We start from the raw sequence: 17,306 nt of genomic DNA, 5'->3' as shown, positions 1-17,306 counted from the left end.
GGTGTGACGAAGGGGAAAAACGGTAATCTCCGATCAGCATGTGTCCGTCGCGATGAATGGCTGGGAATGTGACTGGGGTTCGGCAGGGCCGTCCGGCGACGGCGCGACGGCTCATGAGCCACGCGCTACTCGGCGCGACGGCGCTCGCGGTGTCGCTCGTCGGTCCGGTTCCGCCGCAGGCCCTCGCCGCGCCGGCCCGCCCCACCGGGTTCGCCCCGTTCGCCGTCGCGGCGTCCGGGGCCACGCCGTGGCGGGTGACGCCGGTCGACACGCCGGCCCGGGCCGACCAGGTCCGCGACGACCAGTGGCAGCTCGACGAGCTGCGCGCCTCGACCGTCTGGCGCACGTCGACGGGGCGCGGGGTCACTGTCGCGGTGATCGACTCCGGGGTGGACGGTTCACACCCGGACCTGGCCGGTCAGGTGCTGCCCGGCATCGACATGGTCGACGACGGCGACACCGACGACGGCCCCGATCCGGTCGGGCACGGCACGACGGTGGCCGGCCTGATCGCCGGGCGCAACGACGACCGGCGAGGGGTCGTGGGGCTCGCCCCGGACGCGAAGATCCTCCCGGTGCGGGTCCTCGACGACGAGAACCGGTACGACGACGCGATGATCGTCGCCAAGGCGGTCCGCTGGGCCGTGGACAACGGCGCCCGGGTGATCAACCTGTCCCTCGGCGGCAGCGGCGACAGCCCCGCCCTGGCGGCGGCGCTGGACTACGCGTTCGCCCGGGACGTGGTGGTGGTCGCCTGCACCGGCAACGTGGCCACCTCCTCCGACACCGAGGTCTGGTATCCGGCCCGGGAGCCGGGCGTGATCGCCGTCGCCGGCCTGGAGCGCACCAGCGACAACCTCTGGTCCGGCTCGATCAGCGGCAACGCCACGACCCTCACCGCGCCGGCCACCGACCTGGTCGGGGCCCGGCCTGGCGGGTACTGGCGGGTGCAGGGCACCAGCTTCGCGGCACCGCTGGTCGCCGCCACCGCCGCCCTGATCCGCTCCCGCTGGCCGCAGATGTCCGCCGGCGACGTGGTGAACCGGCTGATCAGCACCGCCCGGGACATCGGGCCCACCGGCCGCGACGACAGCTTCGGGTACGGCGTGGTAGACCCGGTTGCCGCCCTCAGCGCCGACGTGGCACCGGTGAGCCGCAACCCGCTCGACGACCGCTCGTCCCCCGGCGTGGTCGGCTTCGGGTCGGCACCCGGCTCCGCACAGGGCGACCGGGTCGCGGGCGCCGGCGCGGATCCGCTCGGTTTCACCGCCCCCCGCCAGCAGACCCGCTGGACGGCCCGGCCGGGCGGCGGCGGGGAGCCCTCCGCACCGGAACAGCTCTGGACGGGCGTCACCGTCCTCGCCACGCTCGTCGCCGGGGCCGCGCTGGTGCTCCGTCGGTTCCGCCGGCGGATGCGCTGAACGGTCGCCGCCATCTGGTTCCGTCGGTGCCGACCGGCCTGATCCGGAGCCCGGCTGGGTAGGGATGCGACATGAGCACGCCCGGTCAGCACACCCCTGTGTCAACGCCCCCGTCGTGGCGATCCCGCCGCCTCGACCAGGACCGGTCGCTGGGGCTGCGGCTCACCCTCGCCGCCACCGCGGCCTTCCTGGTCCTGGTGCCGTTCGCCCTGCTCGCCCTGCTGGTGCTGGGCTCCTGGGCACCCCTGCACCGGCTGGACGCCACGGTGACCGACGCCCTGCACGGGTACGCCCTCGACCACCCCGGCTGGGTGTCGTTGACAACCGGCTGGACCCACGTCTTCGGCCCGGGGCCGCTGCGGGTCGCCGTGCTCGCCGTGGTGATCTGGTTGTTCCGCCGACGCGTCCCCCGGCTGGCCTGGTGGGCGGTCACCACGATGGCCGTGGGCGGTCTGGTCGGTGCGCTGCTCAAGCTGCTGGTCGGCCGGGACCGGCCGGACCTGCTCGACCCGGTGGCGCGGGCCGCCGGCTACTCGTTCCCCTCCGGGCACACGCTGAACGCGACCCTGGCCGCCGGGGTGCTGCTGCTGATCTTCCTCCCGTACGCCCGGGAGCGCCCGGCCACCCGGTGGGCGCTCTGGGCCGCCGCCGTCGCGGTCGCCGGGCTGACCGGGGTGAGCCGGGTGGCGCTGGGCGTGCACTGGGCCAGCGACGTGCTCGCCGGCTGGCTGCTGGGCGCGGCGACGGTGGCCGCGACGACGGCCGCCTTCCAGAGCTGGCGGGACCACACGGGTCGCCGCCCGTCGCACCCGGCAATGGACGGCGTCGAGCCCGAGCTGGCCGACGGGGCGGGCCGCTCAGGGCCGGGCGGCGGGCAGGCTTAGCGGCAGACCCGCTCGGGTACTGGCGGGGCCATGTCCGATGTGCTGGTCCAGAGCCTCAAGCGGGTGCTGCTCCCCGTGAGCCTGTTGCTCTCCTTCATGGTGCTGCTCGGGGTGCTCGTCACCCGGGTGTTCGAGCGCACCTGGCCGCTCACCGTCGAGGACGCGGTCAACCGCGGGCTGGCTGCCGATCGCACGGAGGGCTGGAACAGCGTCTCGCTGGTGTTCAGCACGCTGGCCAGTACCCCGGCTGTCGTGCTGGTGACCGTGGTCGTGGCGGTGGGCCTGCGGCTGGTGCTGCACCGCTGGCGGGAACCGCTCTTCCTGTGCGCGGCGGTCAGCGCACAGGCCCTGGTCTTCCTGCTGACCACGATGGCCATCGACCGCCGCCGCCCGGCGGTCGAGCACATGGACGCCTCCCCGCCCACCTCCAGCTTCCCGTCCGGGCACACCTCGGCCGCGGTGGCGCTCTACGTCGGCATCGCGGTGCTGTTGGCGATGAGGGCGCGCAGCACCCCGGCGAAGGTCACCTGGTGGACCCTGCTGGTGCTGGTGCCCGTCGGCGTCGCGCTGACCCGGATGTACCGGGGCATGCACCACCCGAGCGACGTGGTGGCGTCGTTCCTCAACGGCGGCACCTGTGTGCTGATCATGGCGCGGGCGGTGCTGGACCGCGGGGTGCGGTGGGGGCGGAGGAAACTGCCCGACACGGCCCGGGCGGCCACCGACCCGGCTGACACGACCGTGCCCGCCGGCGGCTGAGGCTCAGGCCAGGTCAGGTGCACTCGCCGGTGCCGACCGCGCGGGTGCGCTCGGCGCCGGCCAACGCCACCGGGCGGGCCTCGGCCGCCGTCACCGCGAAACCGGTGTTCGGGTCGTCCGCCGCCGCCGCGAAGATCACCCCGAGCACCAGGCCGTTCGAGGAGAGCAGCGGGCCGCCCGAGTTGCCGCTGCGGACCAGCGCCCGGATCGTGTAGATCTCCCGGGTGACGTCGCCGGAGGAGTAGATGTCCGGCCCGGTGATCCGGTCGACGTCGCGAACCCGGGCCGACTGGGCGTTGTACGGCCCGTCGAGCGGGAAACCCAACACGATCGCGTCCGCCCCGCTGCCCGCGTTGCCAGCGGCGAAGCGCAGGGACGGGCCGGGCAGCCCCGGCACCCGCAGCACGGCCAGGTCACGATCGGGGTCGTAGACGACCACCTCGCCGTCGTACCGGTCGCCGTTCAGCTCGACGGCCACCGAGCGGGTGCCGGCCACCACGTGCGCGTTGGTCATCACCCGGTCGTCGGCGTACACGAAGCCGGAACCCTCGATGCGGCGGGAGCAGCTCGGCGCTGAGCCCAGCACCTTGACCACCGACTGCCGGCCCTTGGCCACCACCTCGGAGCCGGCGAGCGCCGGGTCGGGTGGATCGACCTGCCGGGCCCGGGTGGGCGCGAGGTCGCCGAAGACGTCCGGGAAGCCGTTGGTGTCGACCGTGTCCCGCAGCGCGGTGGAGAGCTCCTGCGCCTTGTCCGGCAGCACCCGGTCGACCACGGTGAGCAGCGCGCTGTTACGCACCGAGGAGGCGAGCCAGGGCAGCGTCGACGAGCCCAGCGGCACCGCCACCAGCCAGGCCACCAGCATGACGGCGACCAGCGAGACGAACGCCCCGCCGATGTCGTCGACTTTCCTGCCCACGTTGCTGGTGATCGTCTGGCGTAGATGGGAGCCGAGCCAGCCGGCCAACGCCTGCCCCGCCACGGCCAGCCCGAAGACCACGACCAGGGAGATCAGCACCCGCATTCCGCCGTCCGCGAACTGGCGGGCCAGCAGCGGGCCGACCTGGAGGCCGACGAGCGCTCCCACGAAGAAACCGGAGAACGACAGCACCCCGATGACGAAGCCCTGACGGTATCCGCTGATCGCGAACACGAGCATGAGCAGAAGCAGGACGAGATCCACGGCGGACACGCCACAAGGGTACGGGCAGCAGGCACGGAGACGGACCGGCGCTCGCGGAACGTGACGATCAGGTCAGCGGGGGCCGGCCATCTCGTCAACATCGTCGGTGCCGGCCGACGGCGCCGGGGTGGCCCCGGTGGGCGGCAGGTCGATCACCCGGTCGCGCGGCCAGGGCCGGGCCCAGCCGCCCATCTCGAGCAGGGTGGCGAGTACCCCGGCGGTGAAGCCCCAGACCAGCATGCCGCGCGCCGAGAAGGCCGGGCCGATCCAGCCGCTCGAGTGCCGTACCCGCATCCGGTTGGCCGGGTCGACCAGCTCGGCGACGGGCAGCCGGGCGACGTGCGCGACCTCGGCCGGTTCCCGGGGGTGCACCGGGTGCGGCCGGTGCCACCAGCCGAGCACGGGGGTCACCACGAAGTCGCTGACCGGGATCCACAGCTTCGGCAGCTCGGCCAGGACGGTGACGCTGGCCGGGTCGAGGTCGACCTCCTCGTTCGCCTCGCGCAACGCGGTGGCGGCGAAGTCGGCGTCGGTCGGGTCGGCCGCCCCGCCGGGGAAGGCCGGCTGCCCGGCGTGGTTGCGCAGGGTGGCTGCGCGCTGGAGGACCAGCACGTCGGGGCCCGCCCCGGGCTCCTCGGCGAGGAGCACCAGCACGGCGCTCTCCCGCCCGCCGCTGCTCGGGGTGGCGATGCTGGTGAAGTCCTCGACCCGCGCCGTGCCGAGCCGGGCCAGCAGCGGGTCGATCCAGTCGGGGAGCTGCCGGGTCACCCGGGCACCGCCAGTCCCAGGTGTTCGCGGACCAGCTCGGCGAGGCGGGCGTCGTCCAGCGCGCCGGAGGTGTCGACGTGCCGGACCCGACCGTCGGCGTCGACGAACACGGTCAACGGGATGGCGTTGCGGTTGAGCCCCCGGCGCAGGCTCTCCCCCTGGTCGAACAGGACGGGGAAGCGGATGCCGAAGTCCTCGCCGATCGACTGGGCGGCGTCCCGGCCGTCCCGGGTGTTCACCCCGACCACCTGAAGTCGGTCGGCCGCGCGCTCGCTGAGCCGCTGGAAGACGGGCAACTCCTTGCGGCAGGGCGGGCACCAGGAAGCCCACAGGTTGACCACGGCGGGCCCACGGACGGCCCGCAGGTCGACCGGGTCACCGCCGGTGAAGCAGGGCAGCGTCAGCTCGGGCAGCGTCGCCCGGCCCGACCCGCCGGGTGCCGCGGCACCCGGGGCGGACGGGGTGGCCCCCGTCGGGGCGGCCGAGGCCGGCGACGCGGTCAGGGCCGCGCAGGCGGCGAACGGCGACGGCCGGGTGTTCTTCCGGGGCTCGGACGGCGTCGACTCCTCGGCCGTGGCCGTGCAGCCGGCGGCGAGCAGGGCCAGCGGCAGGAGCAGTGCGGCGAGGCTGCGGTTCACGGCACCTCCGCCGCGACCGCCTGCTGCGGCACCAGCTCGGGGTCGACGCCCGCAGCGACGGCCAGGTCTCGGGCCCGGGGGCCCTTGAGCAGCTTCGCCGCAGCGGCCGGCTCGGTCGGCCCGGTCCCGTACGCGGGGCAGAGCGTCGCCAGCGTGCAGGCGCCGCAGGCCGGCTTGCGGGCGTGACAGACCCGCCGACCGTGGAAGATGATCCGGTGCGACAGCATCGTCCAGTCACGCTTCGGGTACATCGCGCCGATCGCGTGCTCGATCTTGACCGGGTCGGTCTCGGCGGTCAGCCGCCAGCGCTGCACCAGCCGCTGGAAGTGGGTGTCGACGGTGATGCCCGGGACGTCGAAGGCGTTGCCGAGGATGACGTTGGCGGTCTTGCGGCCGATTCCGGGCAGCGTCACCAGGTCGGCCAGTTTCCCCGGTACCTGCCCGTCGTACCGCTCGACGAGGGCCCGGCCCAGCTTGATCAGCGAGTCGGTCTTGTTCCGGTAGAAGCCGGTGGGCCGGATCAGCTCCTCCAGCTCGGACCGGTCCGCCCCGGCGTAGTCGGCGGCCGTCACGTACCGGCCGAACAGCTTCGGGGTGACCTCGTTGACCTTCTTGTCCGTGCACTGCGCCGACAGGATCGTCGCGACGGCCAACTCCAGCGGGCCGGAGTGGTCCAGCTCGCAGTGGGCGTCGGGATGTGTCTCGGTCAGCACCCGGCCGATCTTCCGCGCGCGGCGGGTGCGGCCGAGATCGGTCTCAGTGGTGGGGGGGGAACTGGTGGTCACGACGGAAAGCCTACGTCGGTCCGATCCCGGCCCGGCGAGCCCACGCGGGCGCGCGTCACCCCTCGGTGATCCGGCCCTCGTCGTCGAACCGGGCGCCGGTGGCCGGAAAGTCGCTGCCGCTGAGCTGCCTGAGCAGGCCCAGTCCCCGGTCGTCCGGGTCCAGGGTCGGCTTGCCGATCGAGTTCATGTACGTCGAGGTGAACGACCCACCGGCGAAGCTTCCGTCCGGCTTGAGCGACACCTTCAGGACCCCGCCCCAGCCGAGCCGACCGTTGTTGCTCAGCGAGTTGCCGCCGCCAGCGAAGTTGCCGAGGCTGTAGGCGATCAGCCGGCCCTGGTAGAACTCCATGCCGCGCAGCACGTGCGGGCCGTGTCCGACGATCAGGTCCGCCCCCGCGTCGATCATGGCGTGCGAGAACTTCACCGGGTCGCCCCGGTTCTCGCCGAGGAACATCTCGGTGCCGGGCCGGACCCGGGTCTTGTCGGCGCCCTCGCCACCCATGTGCACCTGCACGACGACCAGGTCCGCCATGGTGGCGGCCTTCTTCACCACGGCGCGGGCGGCGTCGATGTCGACGAGGCTGTTGGACCAGACGTACGACGAGAAGCCGGCGACGGCGATCTTGACGCCCTCGACCTCGACCACGGTGATCTGGTCGGGCGCCCCGGTGTGCGCCAGGTCGTACTTCTCCAGCGCGCGCTGGGTGTTCTGGTAGCCCTTGGGGCCGTAGTCGTAGCCGTGATTGTTGGCCTGGTTGAGCAGCTCGAAGCCGGCGTCGCGCAGATGGGCGGCGTACTCCGGCGGGGCACGGAACTGGAAGCACCGGGTGGAGTTGGCCCCGCATTTGCCGGTGCCGGTGTCGACGGTGAGCGGCTCCTCCAGGTTGCCCATCACCAGGTCCGCGGCGAGCGCCTTCTTGACGGAGTCGAAGAAGCCCTCTCCGCCGCCGGGCGGGAGCCGGTTCGGCGCGTTGCCCATGATGATGTCGCCGGTGGCCGAGAGCGAGACGCTCTTTGCCGCGCCCGGCGGGGTGGCGCCGGTGGAGGCCGGGGCGTCGGTGGTGTCCGGGTCGCTGCTGCCGGTCGCCGATCCCGGGGCGCCGGGATGCCAGGCCGGCGCCTCTCCGGCCTGGGCGCAGCCCGCGACGAGCAGCGCGGTGAGCAGCATGCCGAGGCCGAGCGCGAGGCGGCGCGGCGAGCGGATTCCGGAGCGGGCGGCAGCATACATTGACGGCGACCCTACCGGGGCAGGTTACGCGCTGACGATGGCCGATCGGTCGGAACTCAGGCCCCGCGCCGGTCGGACCACGGGACCACGGTGCCGGCCCCGCCGGCCAGCACGGCGGCGTGCACGGCCCGGGCCAGCGGCGCGCCCCAGGCGGAGCGGGGCCCCCCGTAGGCGGCCGGCGGGCCGTCGACCGGGCAGAGCACGGTGATCGCGTCGGTGGGGGTTCCGGTGGCCGCCAGCCCCAGCTCCCGGATCGCCTGCGCCTTCGCCTCGGTCGCGGTGGCCACCGCGTTGACCAGCGCCGCGTCGCCGAGCCGAGCGGGCACCTGAACCACGATGTTGACCGTGCCGACCCGCAGCGCCGGCACCGCGGGTCCGGCCGGGGCCAACTCGGGGGCGGCGGCCTGTACCGGGGTGCCCAGCCCGACCGTGGCCCAGACCCGCACCCCCGCGTCGGCGCGGGAGATCAACTCGGCGACGTCGACCCCGGTCAGCAGGCCGATCCCGGGTCCGTCCAGGCCAAGCCGGTCGGCCAGTTCGGCCAGGTGGGCGGCCGGGTCGTCCCGGTGGTACGACATGGGCACGGTCGCGTTCACCACCCAGTTCCGTACCCCGATCCCGCCGCCGAGCGGCGCGGAGCTGACCGCGAGCAGGGGCCGGTCGGCGCGCCAGACGAGCAGCGGGACGTCCCACCCGTCCTCGTGGCGGCTGGTCAGGGTCGGCTCGGTCAACACGCCGCAGACCTTACGTTCCCGGCACGTCGAGGGTCCGAGGCCCACCGAACCGGCGATCATAGTGGTTGATCAGGGCGGGCAGGTTACATCCAACGATCAAGATTCCAGGGGTGCACCTCTGATTACGGCTCACGTGGGCCTAGACTGGCCTCGCGCGAGGGATCAGCGGACGGCGGACCCTGCCGACGGACGGCACGCGCAGGCGGAGGTGCGCGATGGATGAGGTACTGGCCCGCAGCGGGATCTTTCAGGGAGTCGACCCGGAGGCTGCCGAGGCTCTCGCCAAGGAGATGGAGACGATCGAGGTCCGCAAGGGCGAGATCGTGTTCAACGAGGGCGAGCCCGGCGACAGTCTCTACATCCTCCTGTCCGGCAAGATCAAGGTCGGTCGCCGGGCGGCGGACGGCCGGCAGAACCTGATCGCCGTGATGGGCCCGTCGGACATGGTCGGTGAGCTGTCGCTCTTCGACCCGGGGCCCCGGACGGCCACGGCGACCGCCGTGACCGACACCCGGCTGGTGCGCCTGCGCAAGCAGGCCCTGCGGCCGTGGCTCAACAACCGGCCCGAGATCGCCGAGCAACTGCTACGGGTGCTGGCCCGCCGGCTGCGCCGGACGAACGACTCGCTGGCTGACCTGATCTTCACCGACGTGCCCGGGCGGGTGGCGAAGAACCTGCTCCAGATGGCCGGCCGGTTCGGCACCCGCGACGGCGGCGTGCTGCGCGTGACCCACGACCTGACCCAGGAGGAGATCGCCCAGCTCGTCGGCGCCTCCCGGGAGACCGTGAACAAGGCACTCGCCGACTTCGCCTCGCGCGGCTGGCTGCGCCTGGACGGCAAGAGCATCATCATCCTCGACCCGGAGCGTCTGGCCCGCCGAGCCCGCGTCTGACTCGCCCGGCTCGGCTTCGCCCGGCCCATCGGACATCCCGGCCCGAACCGCGTCGACGGTTCGGGCCGGTTCCGTTCCCAGCCCCGCCCGCCGGGCGCAGACTTCCTGGGCCCGAACCGCCAGCCCCGCCCGAGCTGCCCCTAGGAGAAGGGGGCGACCACCGGCTGCGGCCAACAGGTACCCGCCGCCCTGCCCCGCGCGCTTTTCGCTCCTCGCTCCGCCTTCGCAACCGCGCGGAGGAGACACCACCTCGGGCCCTACGGAGCTGCCCCGCCCACGCGCCCGGCCGGCAGCGCGACCCGAAGCAGACGCTGACGACCCGCCCTGCTGCTGTCGGGGGTCCTCCTTGGAGTACAGAGGTAGGTACAGCTGATCTTGCAGAGGTCAATCCGGTCATCAGGAGCAGAACTCCGCCCCGACCGGCCGGTACCGCTGATGGCCGGTACCGGCCGCGATCGGGGCGGTTGTGCATCTACTGGCCACCGCCATCGAGGAGGGCCGGGGCCTGTCCTCGATGAGCGGCGTGCTGGCCGGCGCCGCCTACCGCCTGCTGCTGGCCTGGCGGCGGGGCCCCGGCCCGCGGCTAGCGCAGATGCCGGGCGAAGAACGCGGCCGCGTCCTCCCCTGCGAACTGCGGGACACCGGTGTGTCCGCCCATGTTGGCGTACAGCGTCTTCTCCTCGGAGCCGAAGGCGTCGAACAGGTCCAGGGCCGCCTGCCGGTCGTTCCCTTCGTCATCCCACTGCAGCAGGACATGCAGCGGAATGGTGACCTGTCGGGCCTCCTCGAACATGGTGCGAGGCACGAAACTCCCGGCGAAGAAGCCGGCGGCCACGATGCGCGGCTCGACCACCGCAAGACGGATGCCGACGGAGATCACTCCCCCCGAGTACCCGACCGGGCCGCCGATCTCGGGCAGCGACAGGAGGGCGTCCAAGGCGGCCTGCAATTCCGGAACCGCCTTGTCGACGAGCGGGAGGATGAGGGCATCGATGATCTCGTCGCTGACCGGCTCGCCGGCCTCCGTGGCCCGGCGCAGGTCGGCGCGGGCCTGGTCGGCAGCGGCCCAACGGGGCCGGTCACCGCTCCCGGGGAACTCGATGGTGGCCGCAGCGAAGCCATCCGCCGCGGCGTGCCGGGCCCGCGCCACCAGGCGGGGGTACATCTTGTGCAGTCCGAGCGGGGGGTGGCCGAGCAGGATCAGCGGGGCCGGTGCGGATGCGGAACTGGATGCGGGCGTCCACAGGATGCCGGGGATCTCGCCGAGGGTGAATTCGCGTTCGAGGACACCGTCGTCGAGGCGCTGTTCAGAAGTGAATCGCATGGTCGTACCTTTCGGGAGTGCTCGTGAACGGCGCTCCCGGACGACCTATCGCCCGACCGTGACCCCAGAGGGGAGCACCCATATCGAAACGTTCACGGGTACCACCTCCTCGGTCTCTCGCACGGCCTCTGGAAAGTTAGCAGCGACCGCCGTGATCCGCCAACCGTATTTCTGCGCAGGCTCCGGCCGGATGCCACGGACAGGCCGTATGTGGTTACGGTGCGATGTGAGCTCACCGATCACGTCCAACGACATGGCCCTGGTGTTCCCTTCCTGAGTCCCGCCCTGCCCCGACCGGCAGAGGCGGAACCTCAATGGTTCGGCCAGTGCTTACTCTGCAAGATCAGTCGTACGCGGCTCCGCACAACAACCAGTACGCCGACAGCTGCCCTACCGCCACCCACCACCACCCCGCCCCGGGACGCCCCGTTCATGCGGGCAGCTCCATAGGGAGCGGAGCGGGCCATGACTGAGTCACGGGCGTATGCCGATCCCGCTACGCACCGCAGCTCGGCCAGCGATCGGGCGGACCGGACGGACGCGCGCCGTCTCGGTCGGGTGCCCCGTCTGTGCGGGCAGCTTCCAAGGCGCGGCACAGGCCAGGCCACGGGCAGTCGGGCAGCGACGCGCGTCAAGGCGGCGGCGCGTCAAGGCCATGCAGCCACGAGGCCGAGACAGCGACGGAGTCGCGGAGCCGGACAGAAAAAGTCAGGCTTGACTGTTTGTTTCTTCCCCGGCACGCTGTCCTCGTGCCCACCGCATCGACCCGAGTTCCTCAGCAGGAGCGCAGCCGCGCCACCCGCGCCCGGCTGCTGGAGGCGACCGTCGACTGCCTGGTCGAGCACGGCTGGTCCGGCACGACAACGACGGTGGTGGCGGCCCGGGCGGGCGTCTCGCGGGGCGCGCAACTGCACCACTACCCCACCAGGGCCGCGCTGGTCACCGCCGCCGTCGCGCACCTGGCCGAGCGCCGGGCGCAGGAGCTGCGCACCGAGGCCGAGGCGCTGCCGGCCGGGCCGCAGCGGCTGGACGGGGTGGTCGACCTGCTCGGTGCGGCGTTCACCGGGCCGCTCTTCGTCGCCGCGCTCGAGCTGTGGGTCGCCGCCCGCACCGACGCCGAACTGCGCGACGCCCTCGTTCCGCTGGAGACACAGGTGGGCCGGGAGATGCACCGACTGACGGTCTCCCTGCTCGGCGTTGACGAGCGCCGCCCCGGCGTCCGGGAGGCCGTACAGGCCACCCTCGACCTGCTGCGTGGGCTCGGGGTGGCCAACCTGCTCACCGACGACTCGGCCCGCCGCGCCGCCCTGCTCACCACCTGGAAACGTCAGCTCGCCACCCTGCTCACCCCCTGAACTGCCCGGCCCACCCTGGAGGTTCCATGGTCGACCTCACGGACCTGCGCACGGATCTGACCGACGAGTCCGCGCAGTTGGACGACCTGGTCGGCGCCCTACCCCCGGACGACTGGGCGCGGTCCACCCCCGCGCCGGGCTGGACGGTCGGCCACCAGATCGCCCACCTGGCCTGGACCGACCACGTCGCCCTGCTCGCCGCCACCGATCCGGACGCGTTCCTCGCCTCGGTGACCTCGGCCCCGGACCCGACCCGGCTGGTCGAGGACGGCGCGGAGGCGTTCCTCGCCCCGCCGGCCGAACTGCTGGCCCGCTGGCGGGTGGGTCGCGTCGCGCTGACCGAGGCGCTCGCCGCCGTCCCGGCCGGGGAGAAACTGCCCTGGTACGGCACCCGGATGTCGGCCGCGTCGATGGCCACCGCCCGGATCATGGAGACCTGGGCGCACGGCGAGGACGTGGCCGACGCGCTCGGCGTCACCCGCGCCCCGACCGGCCGGCTCCGGCACGTCGTGCACCTCGGATTCCGTACCCTCGGGCATGGTTTCGCGGCCCACGGCCGGGCGGTGCCGACGGCGCCGGTGCGGCTGGAACTCGCCGCGCCCGACGGCGGCACCTGGGCCCACGGCCCGGCGGGCGCCGCCGACCGGGTGGTCGGCCCGGCGCTGGACTTCTGCCTGCTGGTGACCCAGCGCCGGCACCGCGCCGACCTGGCCCTGGTCGCCACCGGCCCGGTCGCCGACGAGTGGCTCGACGTGGCGCAGGCGTTCGCGGGCCCGCCGGGGGCCGGCCGGGAGCCCCTGGTCGGGCGGGGCCGGGCGGCGGGGGCGGCGGTATGACCGCGCCGCTGCGGGTCGGCAACGCGTCCGGCTTCTACGGCGACCGGTTCACCGCCTGGCGGGAGATGCTCGACGGCGGCGAGCTGGACGTGCTGACCGGCGACTACCTGGCCGAGCTGACCATGCTGATCCTCGGCCGGGATCGGCTGCGCGACCCCGACCTCGGGTACGCGAGGACGTTCCTGCGCCAGTTGGAGGGGTGTCTCGGCACGGCGCTGGAGCGCGGGGTGCGGATCGTGACCAACGCCGGCGGGTTGAACCCGGCCGGGCTGGCCGCCGCGATCGGGTCGCTCGCCGACCGGCTCGGCCTTCCCGCCCGGATCGGGTACGTCGAGGGCGACGCCCTCGCCCGGCCCGACGCGCTGACCGCGAACGCGTACCTGGGCGCGTTCGGAATCGCCGCCTGCCTCGACGCCGGGGCGGACGTGGTGGTCACCGGCCGGGTCACCGACGCGTCCCTGGCGGTCGGGCCGGCGATCGCCCGGTTCGGCTGGGGCCGCGGCGACCTCGACGCGCTGGCCGGGGCGACCGTGGCCGGGCACCTCATCGAGTGCGGGGCGCAGGTCACCGGCGGCAACTTCAGCTTCTTCACGGAACTGCCGGACGGGGGCCACCGCCCCGGCTTCCCGATCGCGGAGATCCACCCGGACGGCTCGTCGGTGCTCACCAAGCACCCCGGCACCGGCGGCGCGGTCACCGTGGAGACGGTCACGGCCCAACTCCTGTACGAGGTGGGCGGCCCCGAGTACCTGGGCCCGGACGTGGTGACCCGGCTGGACACGGTCGAGCTGGCTCCCGACGGGCGGGACCGGGTACGGGTCAGCGGGGTCCGGGGCACGCCCCCGCCGGACACCCTCAAGGTCGGGGTGAACAACCTGGGCGGGTTCCGCAATTCGATGACCTTCGTCCTCTGCGGGTTGGACATCCCCGCCAAGGCGGCCCTGGTTCGGGGTCAGATCGAGGCTGCGGTGGGGACGGAGGGGTTGGAGTTCGTCCTGGCCCGTACCGACCACGTCGACGCCGTCGACACGGAGGCGGCGAGCGCGCTGCTGCACGTACACCTGCGCGACGGCGACAAGGCGCGGGCCGGGCGGGCGTTCTCGGCCGCCGCGGTGGAGCTGGCCCTGGCCTCCTATCCGGGCTGCACGCTGACCACGCTGCCGGGCGACGCCACCCCGTACGGGGTGTTCACCGCCGACGCGGTGCCGCAGGACGCGGTCGCGCACGTGGCGGTCCTGCCGTCGGGCGAGCGGGTGCCGATCGCTCCCCCGCCGCCTCCGCCGCCCGAGACGTGTTTGGAAGGGCACCTTGCACAACCAAATGCGTTAGCAGGGTGCCCTTCCTTGCAGGCGACGCGGCGGGGTGCGCTGGGGGAGTTGGTGGGGGCGCGCTCCGGCGACAAGGGTGGCGACGCGAACCTCGGCGTCTGGGCGCGCACCGACGCGACCTGGGCGTGGCTGTGTGGGTGGTTGACCGTGCAGCGGCTGGCTGAGCTGCTGCCGGAGACCGCACCGCTGAGCGTGCAGCGGTACGAGCTGCCGAACCTGCGGGCAGTCAACTTCGTGATCCGGGGGCTGCTCGGTCAGGGAGTGGCCGCATCCACCCGGTTCGACCCGCAGGCCAAGGCACTCGGCGAGTTGCTCCGCTCCCGCATCGTCGACCTGCCGGCGGAACTGCCCGCCGGGCCTCCGGACGGGAACGCCGAGTCGGTCCGGGAGGCGACCCCGTGACGATCGTGGACACCCCCGAGCGGCGGCAGCTGCGCGAGCTGACCCGGGCTTTCGTGACGCGGGAGGTGCTGCCACACCTGGACGGCTGGGAGCGGGCCGGCGAGGTGCCCCGGGAGCTGCACGTCTCGGCCGCGAAGGTCGGCCTGCTCGGCATCGGTTTCCCCGAGCGGATCGGCGGCAGCGGTGGTGACCTGCTCGACTCGATCGTGGTGACCGAGGAGATCATCCGCTCGGGCGGCTCGTCGGGGCTGATCGCGGCGCTGTTCACGCACGGCATCGCGCTGCCGCACATGGTGGCCGCCGGCAACGAGGACCTGGTCGACCGGTACGTCCGGCCCACGCTCGACGGGGCGATGATCGGCGCACTGGCCATCACCGAGCCCGACGGCGGCTCGGATGTCGCCGCGATCCGCACCCACGCCCGCCGCGACGGCGACCACTACGTGGTGAACGGCTCGAAGACGTACATCACCAGCGGCGTCCGGGCGGACTTCGTGACGACGGCGGTCTGCACCGACTTCCCGGGCAGCGGCTCGCTCACCCTGCTGGTAATCGACAAGAGCACGCCCGGGTTCACGGTCGGGCGGCGGTTGGAGAAGCTCGGTTGGCACTGCTCGGACACCGCCGAGCTCTCCTTCGTCGACGTGCGGGTGCCGGTGGCGAACCGGATCGGCGAGGAGGACACCGGCTTCCTGGCGATCGTGCAGAACTTCGCCGCCGAGCGGCTGTCGCTGGCCACCCAGGCGTACGCGACCGCGCAGCGCTGCGTGGAACTGGCCGTGTGCTGGTGCCGGGACCGGTCCACGTTCGGCCGCCCGCTGGCCAGCCGGCAGCTCATCCGGCACCGGCTGGCCGAGATGCACACCCGCGCCGAGGCGGCCCGCGCGTACGTGCACGACGTGGCCGCCCGGGTCGCCGCCGGGGAGCCGGTGGTGACCGAGGTGGCGATGGCGAAGAACGTCGCGGTGGCCGCCTGCGACTTCGTCGTCGATGCCGCGCTGCAACTGCACGGCGGGTACGGCTACCTGCGCGACGCCGCGGTGGAACGGCACTACCGGGACGCCCGAATCCTCGGCATCGGCGGCGGCACCACCGAGATCATGAACGAGATCATCGTGAAGGGCATGGGCCTGTGACCACTCTGGAAAGCGCGCTCGACCCGTCCTCGCCGGCCTGCTCCGCCAACCGGGAGGCGCTGCTGGAACGCCTCGCCGAGCTGGACGCGACCCTCGACCAGGCCCGGGCGGGCGGCGGCGAGAAGTACGTGACCCGGCACCACAAGCGCGGCAAGCTGCTGCCCCGCGAGCGGATCGAGCTGCTGCTCGACCCGGACAGCCCGTTCCTGGAGCTGTCGACGGTCGCCGCGTACGGGACGGACTTCCCGGTCGGGGCCAGCCTGGTCACCGGCATCGGGGTGGTCGAGGGCGTGGAGTGCCTGATCGTGGCCAACGATCCGACGGTACGCGGCGGCGCGGTGAACCCGTGGTCGCTGGCGAAGACCCGGCGGGCCGGCGAGATCGCCCTGACCAACCGGCTCCCGATGATCAACCTGGTGGAGAGCGCCGGGGCGGACCTGCCCACCCAGGCGGAGATCTTCATTCCGGGTGGCCGGGTGTTCCGCGACCTGACCCGGCTCTCGGCCGAGAAGATCCCCACGGTCAGCGTGGTCTTCGGCAACGCCACGGCCGGCGGCGCGTACGTGCCGGGCATGTCCGATCACGTGATCATGATTCGGGACCGCTCACAGGTCTACCTGGCCGGGCCGCCGCTGGTGAAGATGGCCACCGGCGAGGTCACCGACGACGAGTCCCTCGGCGGCGCGGCCATGCACGCCACCACCTCCGGCCTCGCCGACTTCCTCGCTGAGGACGAGCGGGACGGCATCCGGCTGGCGAGGCAGTGCGTCCGCCGGCTCAACTGGCGCAAGCAGGGCCCGCCGGCGCGTAATCCGGTCCCACAGCCCCCGAAGTACGACCCGGAGGAGCTGCTCGGCGTCGCCAGTGCCGACCTGAAGGTGCCGTTCGACCCGCGTGAGGTGCTGGCCCGGGTGCTGGACGGCAGCGAGTTCGACGAGTTCAAACCGGCGTACGGCACCGCGCTGGTCACCGGGTGGGGCGAACTGCACGGGTACCCGGTCGGGGTGCTGGCCAACGCCCGGGGCGTGCTGTTCAGCGAGGAGGCCCAGAAGGCGGCCCAGTTCATCCAGCTCGCCAACGCCACCGACACCCCGCTGATCTTCCTGCAGAACACCACCGGCTACATGGTCGGCACCTCCTACGAGCAGCGCGGCATCATCAAACACGGTGCCCTCATGGTCAACGCGGTGTCGAACTCGAAGGTCCCGCATCTGACGGTGAACCTGGGCGCGTCGTACGGGGCCGGCAACTACGGCATGTGCGGGCGGGCGTACGAGCCACGGTTCCTGTTCACCTGGCCGAACGCCAAGTCGGCGGTGATGGGCCCGGCACAGTTGGCCGGGGTGCTGTCGATCGTGGCCCGGCAGGCCGCCGCTGCCCGGGGGCAGGAGTACGACGAGGACTCGGACGCCGCGATGCGAATGATGGTCGAGCAGCAGATCGAGTCGCAGTCCGGGGCGCTCTTCCTCTCCGGCCGGCTCTACGACGACGGGGTGATCGACCCCCGGGACACCCGTACCGTCCTCGGGCTCTGCCTGTCGGCGATCCACAACGGACCGGTCAGGGGCGCCGACGGCTTCGGCGTCTTCCGGATGTGAGAGGCCAAGCTGTGAGCGCGAGGAACGCAGCGAA

The 17,306-nt window shown here is 73.0% G+C and carries 16 protein-coding genes; 9 read left to right on the top strand and 7 right to left on the bottom strand.

Annotation, left to right across the window (positions count from 1 at the left end):
• Positions 1 to 56: 56 nt before the first annotated feature.
• The 3 genes from mycP (at position 57) to SNR22_RS18000 (ending at position 3,064) form a co-directional block, all read left to right on the top strand.
• Positions 57 to 1,421, top strand: coding sequence for a type VII secretion-associated serine protease mycosin (mycP, locus tag SNR22_RS18010; protein ID WP_320067760.1), 1,365 nt, complete (start codon positions 57 to 59; stop codon positions 1,419 to 1,421).
• Between the two features lie 71 nt (positions 1,422 to 1,492).
• Positions 1,493 to 2,305, top strand: coding sequence for a phosphatase PAP2 family protein (locus SNR22_RS18005; RefSeq protein WP_320067759.1), 813 nt, complete (start codon positions 1,493 to 1,495; stop codon positions 2,303 to 2,305).
• Between the two features lie 30 nt (positions 2,306 to 2,335).
• Entirely contained in the window at positions 2,336 to 3,064 is a 729-nt protein-coding gene (locus SNR22_RS18000; RefSeq protein ID WP_320067758.1) for a phosphatase PAP2 family protein, read from the top strand.
• 13 nt (positions 3,065 to 3,077) lie between these two features.
• Here the strand turns inward: SNR22_RS18000 and SNR22_RS17995 are convergent, their stop codons facing one another.
• From SNR22_RS17995 to SNR22_RS17970, 6 genes are all read right to left on the bottom strand, one after another.
• Complete coding sequence (locus SNR22_RS17995) at positions 3,078 to 4,256, bottom strand: MarP family serine protease (RefSeq protein WP_320067757.1); 1,179 nt, start codon at positions 4,254 to 4,256, stop codon at positions 3,078 to 3,080.
• A 63-nt stretch (positions 4,257 to 4,319) separates the two neighbouring features.
• Entirely contained in the window at positions 4,320 to 5,015 is a 696-nt protein-coding gene (locus tag SNR22_RS17990; RefSeq protein ID WP_320067756.1) for a CoA pyrophosphatase, read from the bottom strand.
• A complete protein-coding gene (locus tag SNR22_RS17985) occupies positions 5,012 to 5,653 on the bottom strand; it encodes a TlpA family protein disulfide reductase (protein ID WP_320067755.1) in 642 nt (213 codons plus the stop codon). Before SNR22_RS17985 ends, SNR22_RS17990 begins: the two co-directional genes overlap by 4 nt.
• Complete coding sequence (nth, locus tag SNR22_RS17980) at positions 5,650 to 6,438, bottom strand: endonuclease III (protein ID WP_320067754.1); 789 nt, start codon at positions 6,436 to 6,438, stop codon at positions 5,650 to 5,652. Before nth ends, SNR22_RS17985 begins: the two co-directional genes overlap by 4 nt.
• Positions 6,439 to 6,493: 55 nt before the next feature.
• Positions 6,494 to 7,666 carry a CapA family protein gene (locus SNR22_RS17975; protein WP_320067753.1) on the bottom strand — a complete coding sequence of 391 codons (1,173 nt, stop codon included), beginning with the start codon at positions 7,664 to 7,666 and terminating at the stop codon, positions 6,494 to 6,496.
• Positions 7,667 to 7,722: 56 nt separating this feature from the next.
• Complete coding sequence (locus SNR22_RS17970; protein WP_320067752.1) at positions 7,723 to 8,400, bottom strand: adenosylcobinamide amidohydrolase; 678 nt, start codon at positions 8,398 to 8,400, stop codon at positions 7,723 to 7,725.
• A gap of 215 nt (positions 8,401 to 8,615) precedes the next feature.
• Here SNR22_RS17970 and SNR22_RS17965 point away from each other — a divergent pair, with 215 nt between their 5' ends.
• Entirely contained in the window at positions 8,616 to 9,293 is a 678-nt protein-coding gene (locus SNR22_RS17965; RefSeq protein ID WP_007466162.1) for a Crp/Fnr family transcriptional regulator, read from the top strand.
• 583 nt (positions 9,294 to 9,876) lie between these two features.
• On the opposite strand, the gene SNR22_RS17960 is transcribed toward SNR22_RS17965, so the two are convergent.
• The gene (locus SNR22_RS17960; protein ID WP_320067751.1) at positions 9,877 to 10,617 is read right to left on the bottom strand and encodes an alpha/beta hydrolase; all 741 of its coding nucleotides are present in this window, start codon (positions 10,615 to 10,617) and stop codon (positions 9,877 to 9,879) included.
• 749 nt (positions 10,618 to 11,366) lie between these two features.
• On the opposite strand from SNR22_RS17960, the gene SNR22_RS17955 reads away from it, so the two are divergent.
• From SNR22_RS17955 to SNR22_RS17935, 5 genes are read left to right on the top strand one after another with little or no spacing between them, the layout of a single operon-like run.
• Positions 11,367 to 11,972 (top strand): TetR/AcrR family transcriptional regulator, encoded by a 606-nt coding sequence (locus SNR22_RS17955; RefSeq protein WP_320067750.1) that lies wholly within the window; start codon positions 11,367 to 11,369, stop codon positions 11,970 to 11,972.
• A 26-nt stretch (positions 11,973 to 11,998) separates the two neighbouring features.
• Positions 11,999 to 12,808: a TIGR03084 family metal-binding protein gene (locus tag SNR22_RS17950; RefSeq protein ID WP_320067749.1), complete on the top strand. Its 810-nt coding sequence runs from the start codon at positions 11,999 to 12,001 to the stop codon at positions 12,806 to 12,808.
• Entirely contained in the window at positions 12,805 to 14,538 is a 1,734-nt protein-coding gene (locus tag SNR22_RS17945; RefSeq protein ID WP_320067748.1) for an acyclic terpene utilization AtuA family protein, read from the top strand. The genes SNR22_RS17950 and SNR22_RS17945 overlap by 4 nt, the downstream gene beginning before the upstream one ends.
• Positions 14,535 to 15,674 carry an acyl-CoA dehydrogenase family protein gene (locus SNR22_RS17940; RefSeq protein ID WP_320067747.1) on the top strand — a complete coding sequence of 380 codons (1,140 nt, stop codon included), beginning with the start codon at positions 14,535 to 14,537 and terminating at the stop codon, positions 15,672 to 15,674. The genes SNR22_RS17945 and SNR22_RS17940 overlap by 4 nt, the downstream gene beginning before the upstream one ends.
• On the top strand, positions 15,671 to 17,272 hold the full coding sequence (locus SNR22_RS17935) for an acyl-CoA carboxylase subunit beta (RefSeq protein WP_320067746.1): 1,602 nt from the start codon (positions 15,671 to 15,673) through the stop codon (positions 17,270 to 17,272). Before SNR22_RS17940 ends, SNR22_RS17935 begins: the two co-directional genes overlap by 4 nt.
• Positions 17,273 to 17,306 lie beyond the last annotated feature (34 nt).

This window comes from Micromonospora sp. RTGN7, assembly GCF_033804645.1.
Lineage (GTDB): Bacteria > Actinomycetota > Actinomycetes > Mycobacteriales > Micromonosporaceae > Micromonospora.
The sequence above is the reverse complement of the archived record's forward strand: the minus strand, read 5'-3'. Positions and strand labels throughout refer to the sequence as shown.

Bases quoted from the DNA above. Each gene is read 5' to 3' on its own strand.
- SNR22_RS18000 (WP_320067758.1), top strand. From the start codon at position 2,336: ATGTCCGATGTGCTGGTCCAGAGCCTCAAGCGGGTGCTGCTCCCCGTG.
- SNR22_RS17975 (WP_320067753.1), bottom strand. From the start codon at position 7,666: ATGTATGCTGCCGCCCGCTCCGGAATCCGCTCGCCGCGCCGCCTCGCG.
- mycP (WP_320067760.1), top strand. From the start codon at position 57: ATGGCTGGGAATGTGACTGGGGTTCGGCAGGGCCGTCCGGCGACGGCG.
- SNR22_RS17965 (WP_007466162.1), top strand. From the start codon at position 8,616: ATGGATGAGGTACTGGCCCGCAGCGGGATCTTTCAGGGAGTCGACCCG.
- SNR22_RS17960 (WP_320067751.1), bottom strand. From the start codon at position 10,617: ATGCGATTCACTTCTGAACAGCGCCTCGACGACGGTGTCCTCGAACGC.
- SNR22_RS17950 (WP_320067749.1), top strand. From the start codon at position 11,999: ATGGTCGACCTCACGGACCTGCGCACGGATCTGACCGACGAGTCCGCG.
- SNR22_RS18005 (WP_320067759.1), top strand. From the start codon at position 1,493: ATGAGCACGCCCGGTCAGCACACCCCTGTGTCAACGCCCCCGTCGTGG.
- SNR22_RS17945 (WP_320067748.1), top strand. From the start codon at position 12,805: ATGACCGCGCCGCTGCGGGTCGGCAACGCGTCCGGCTTCTACGGCGAC.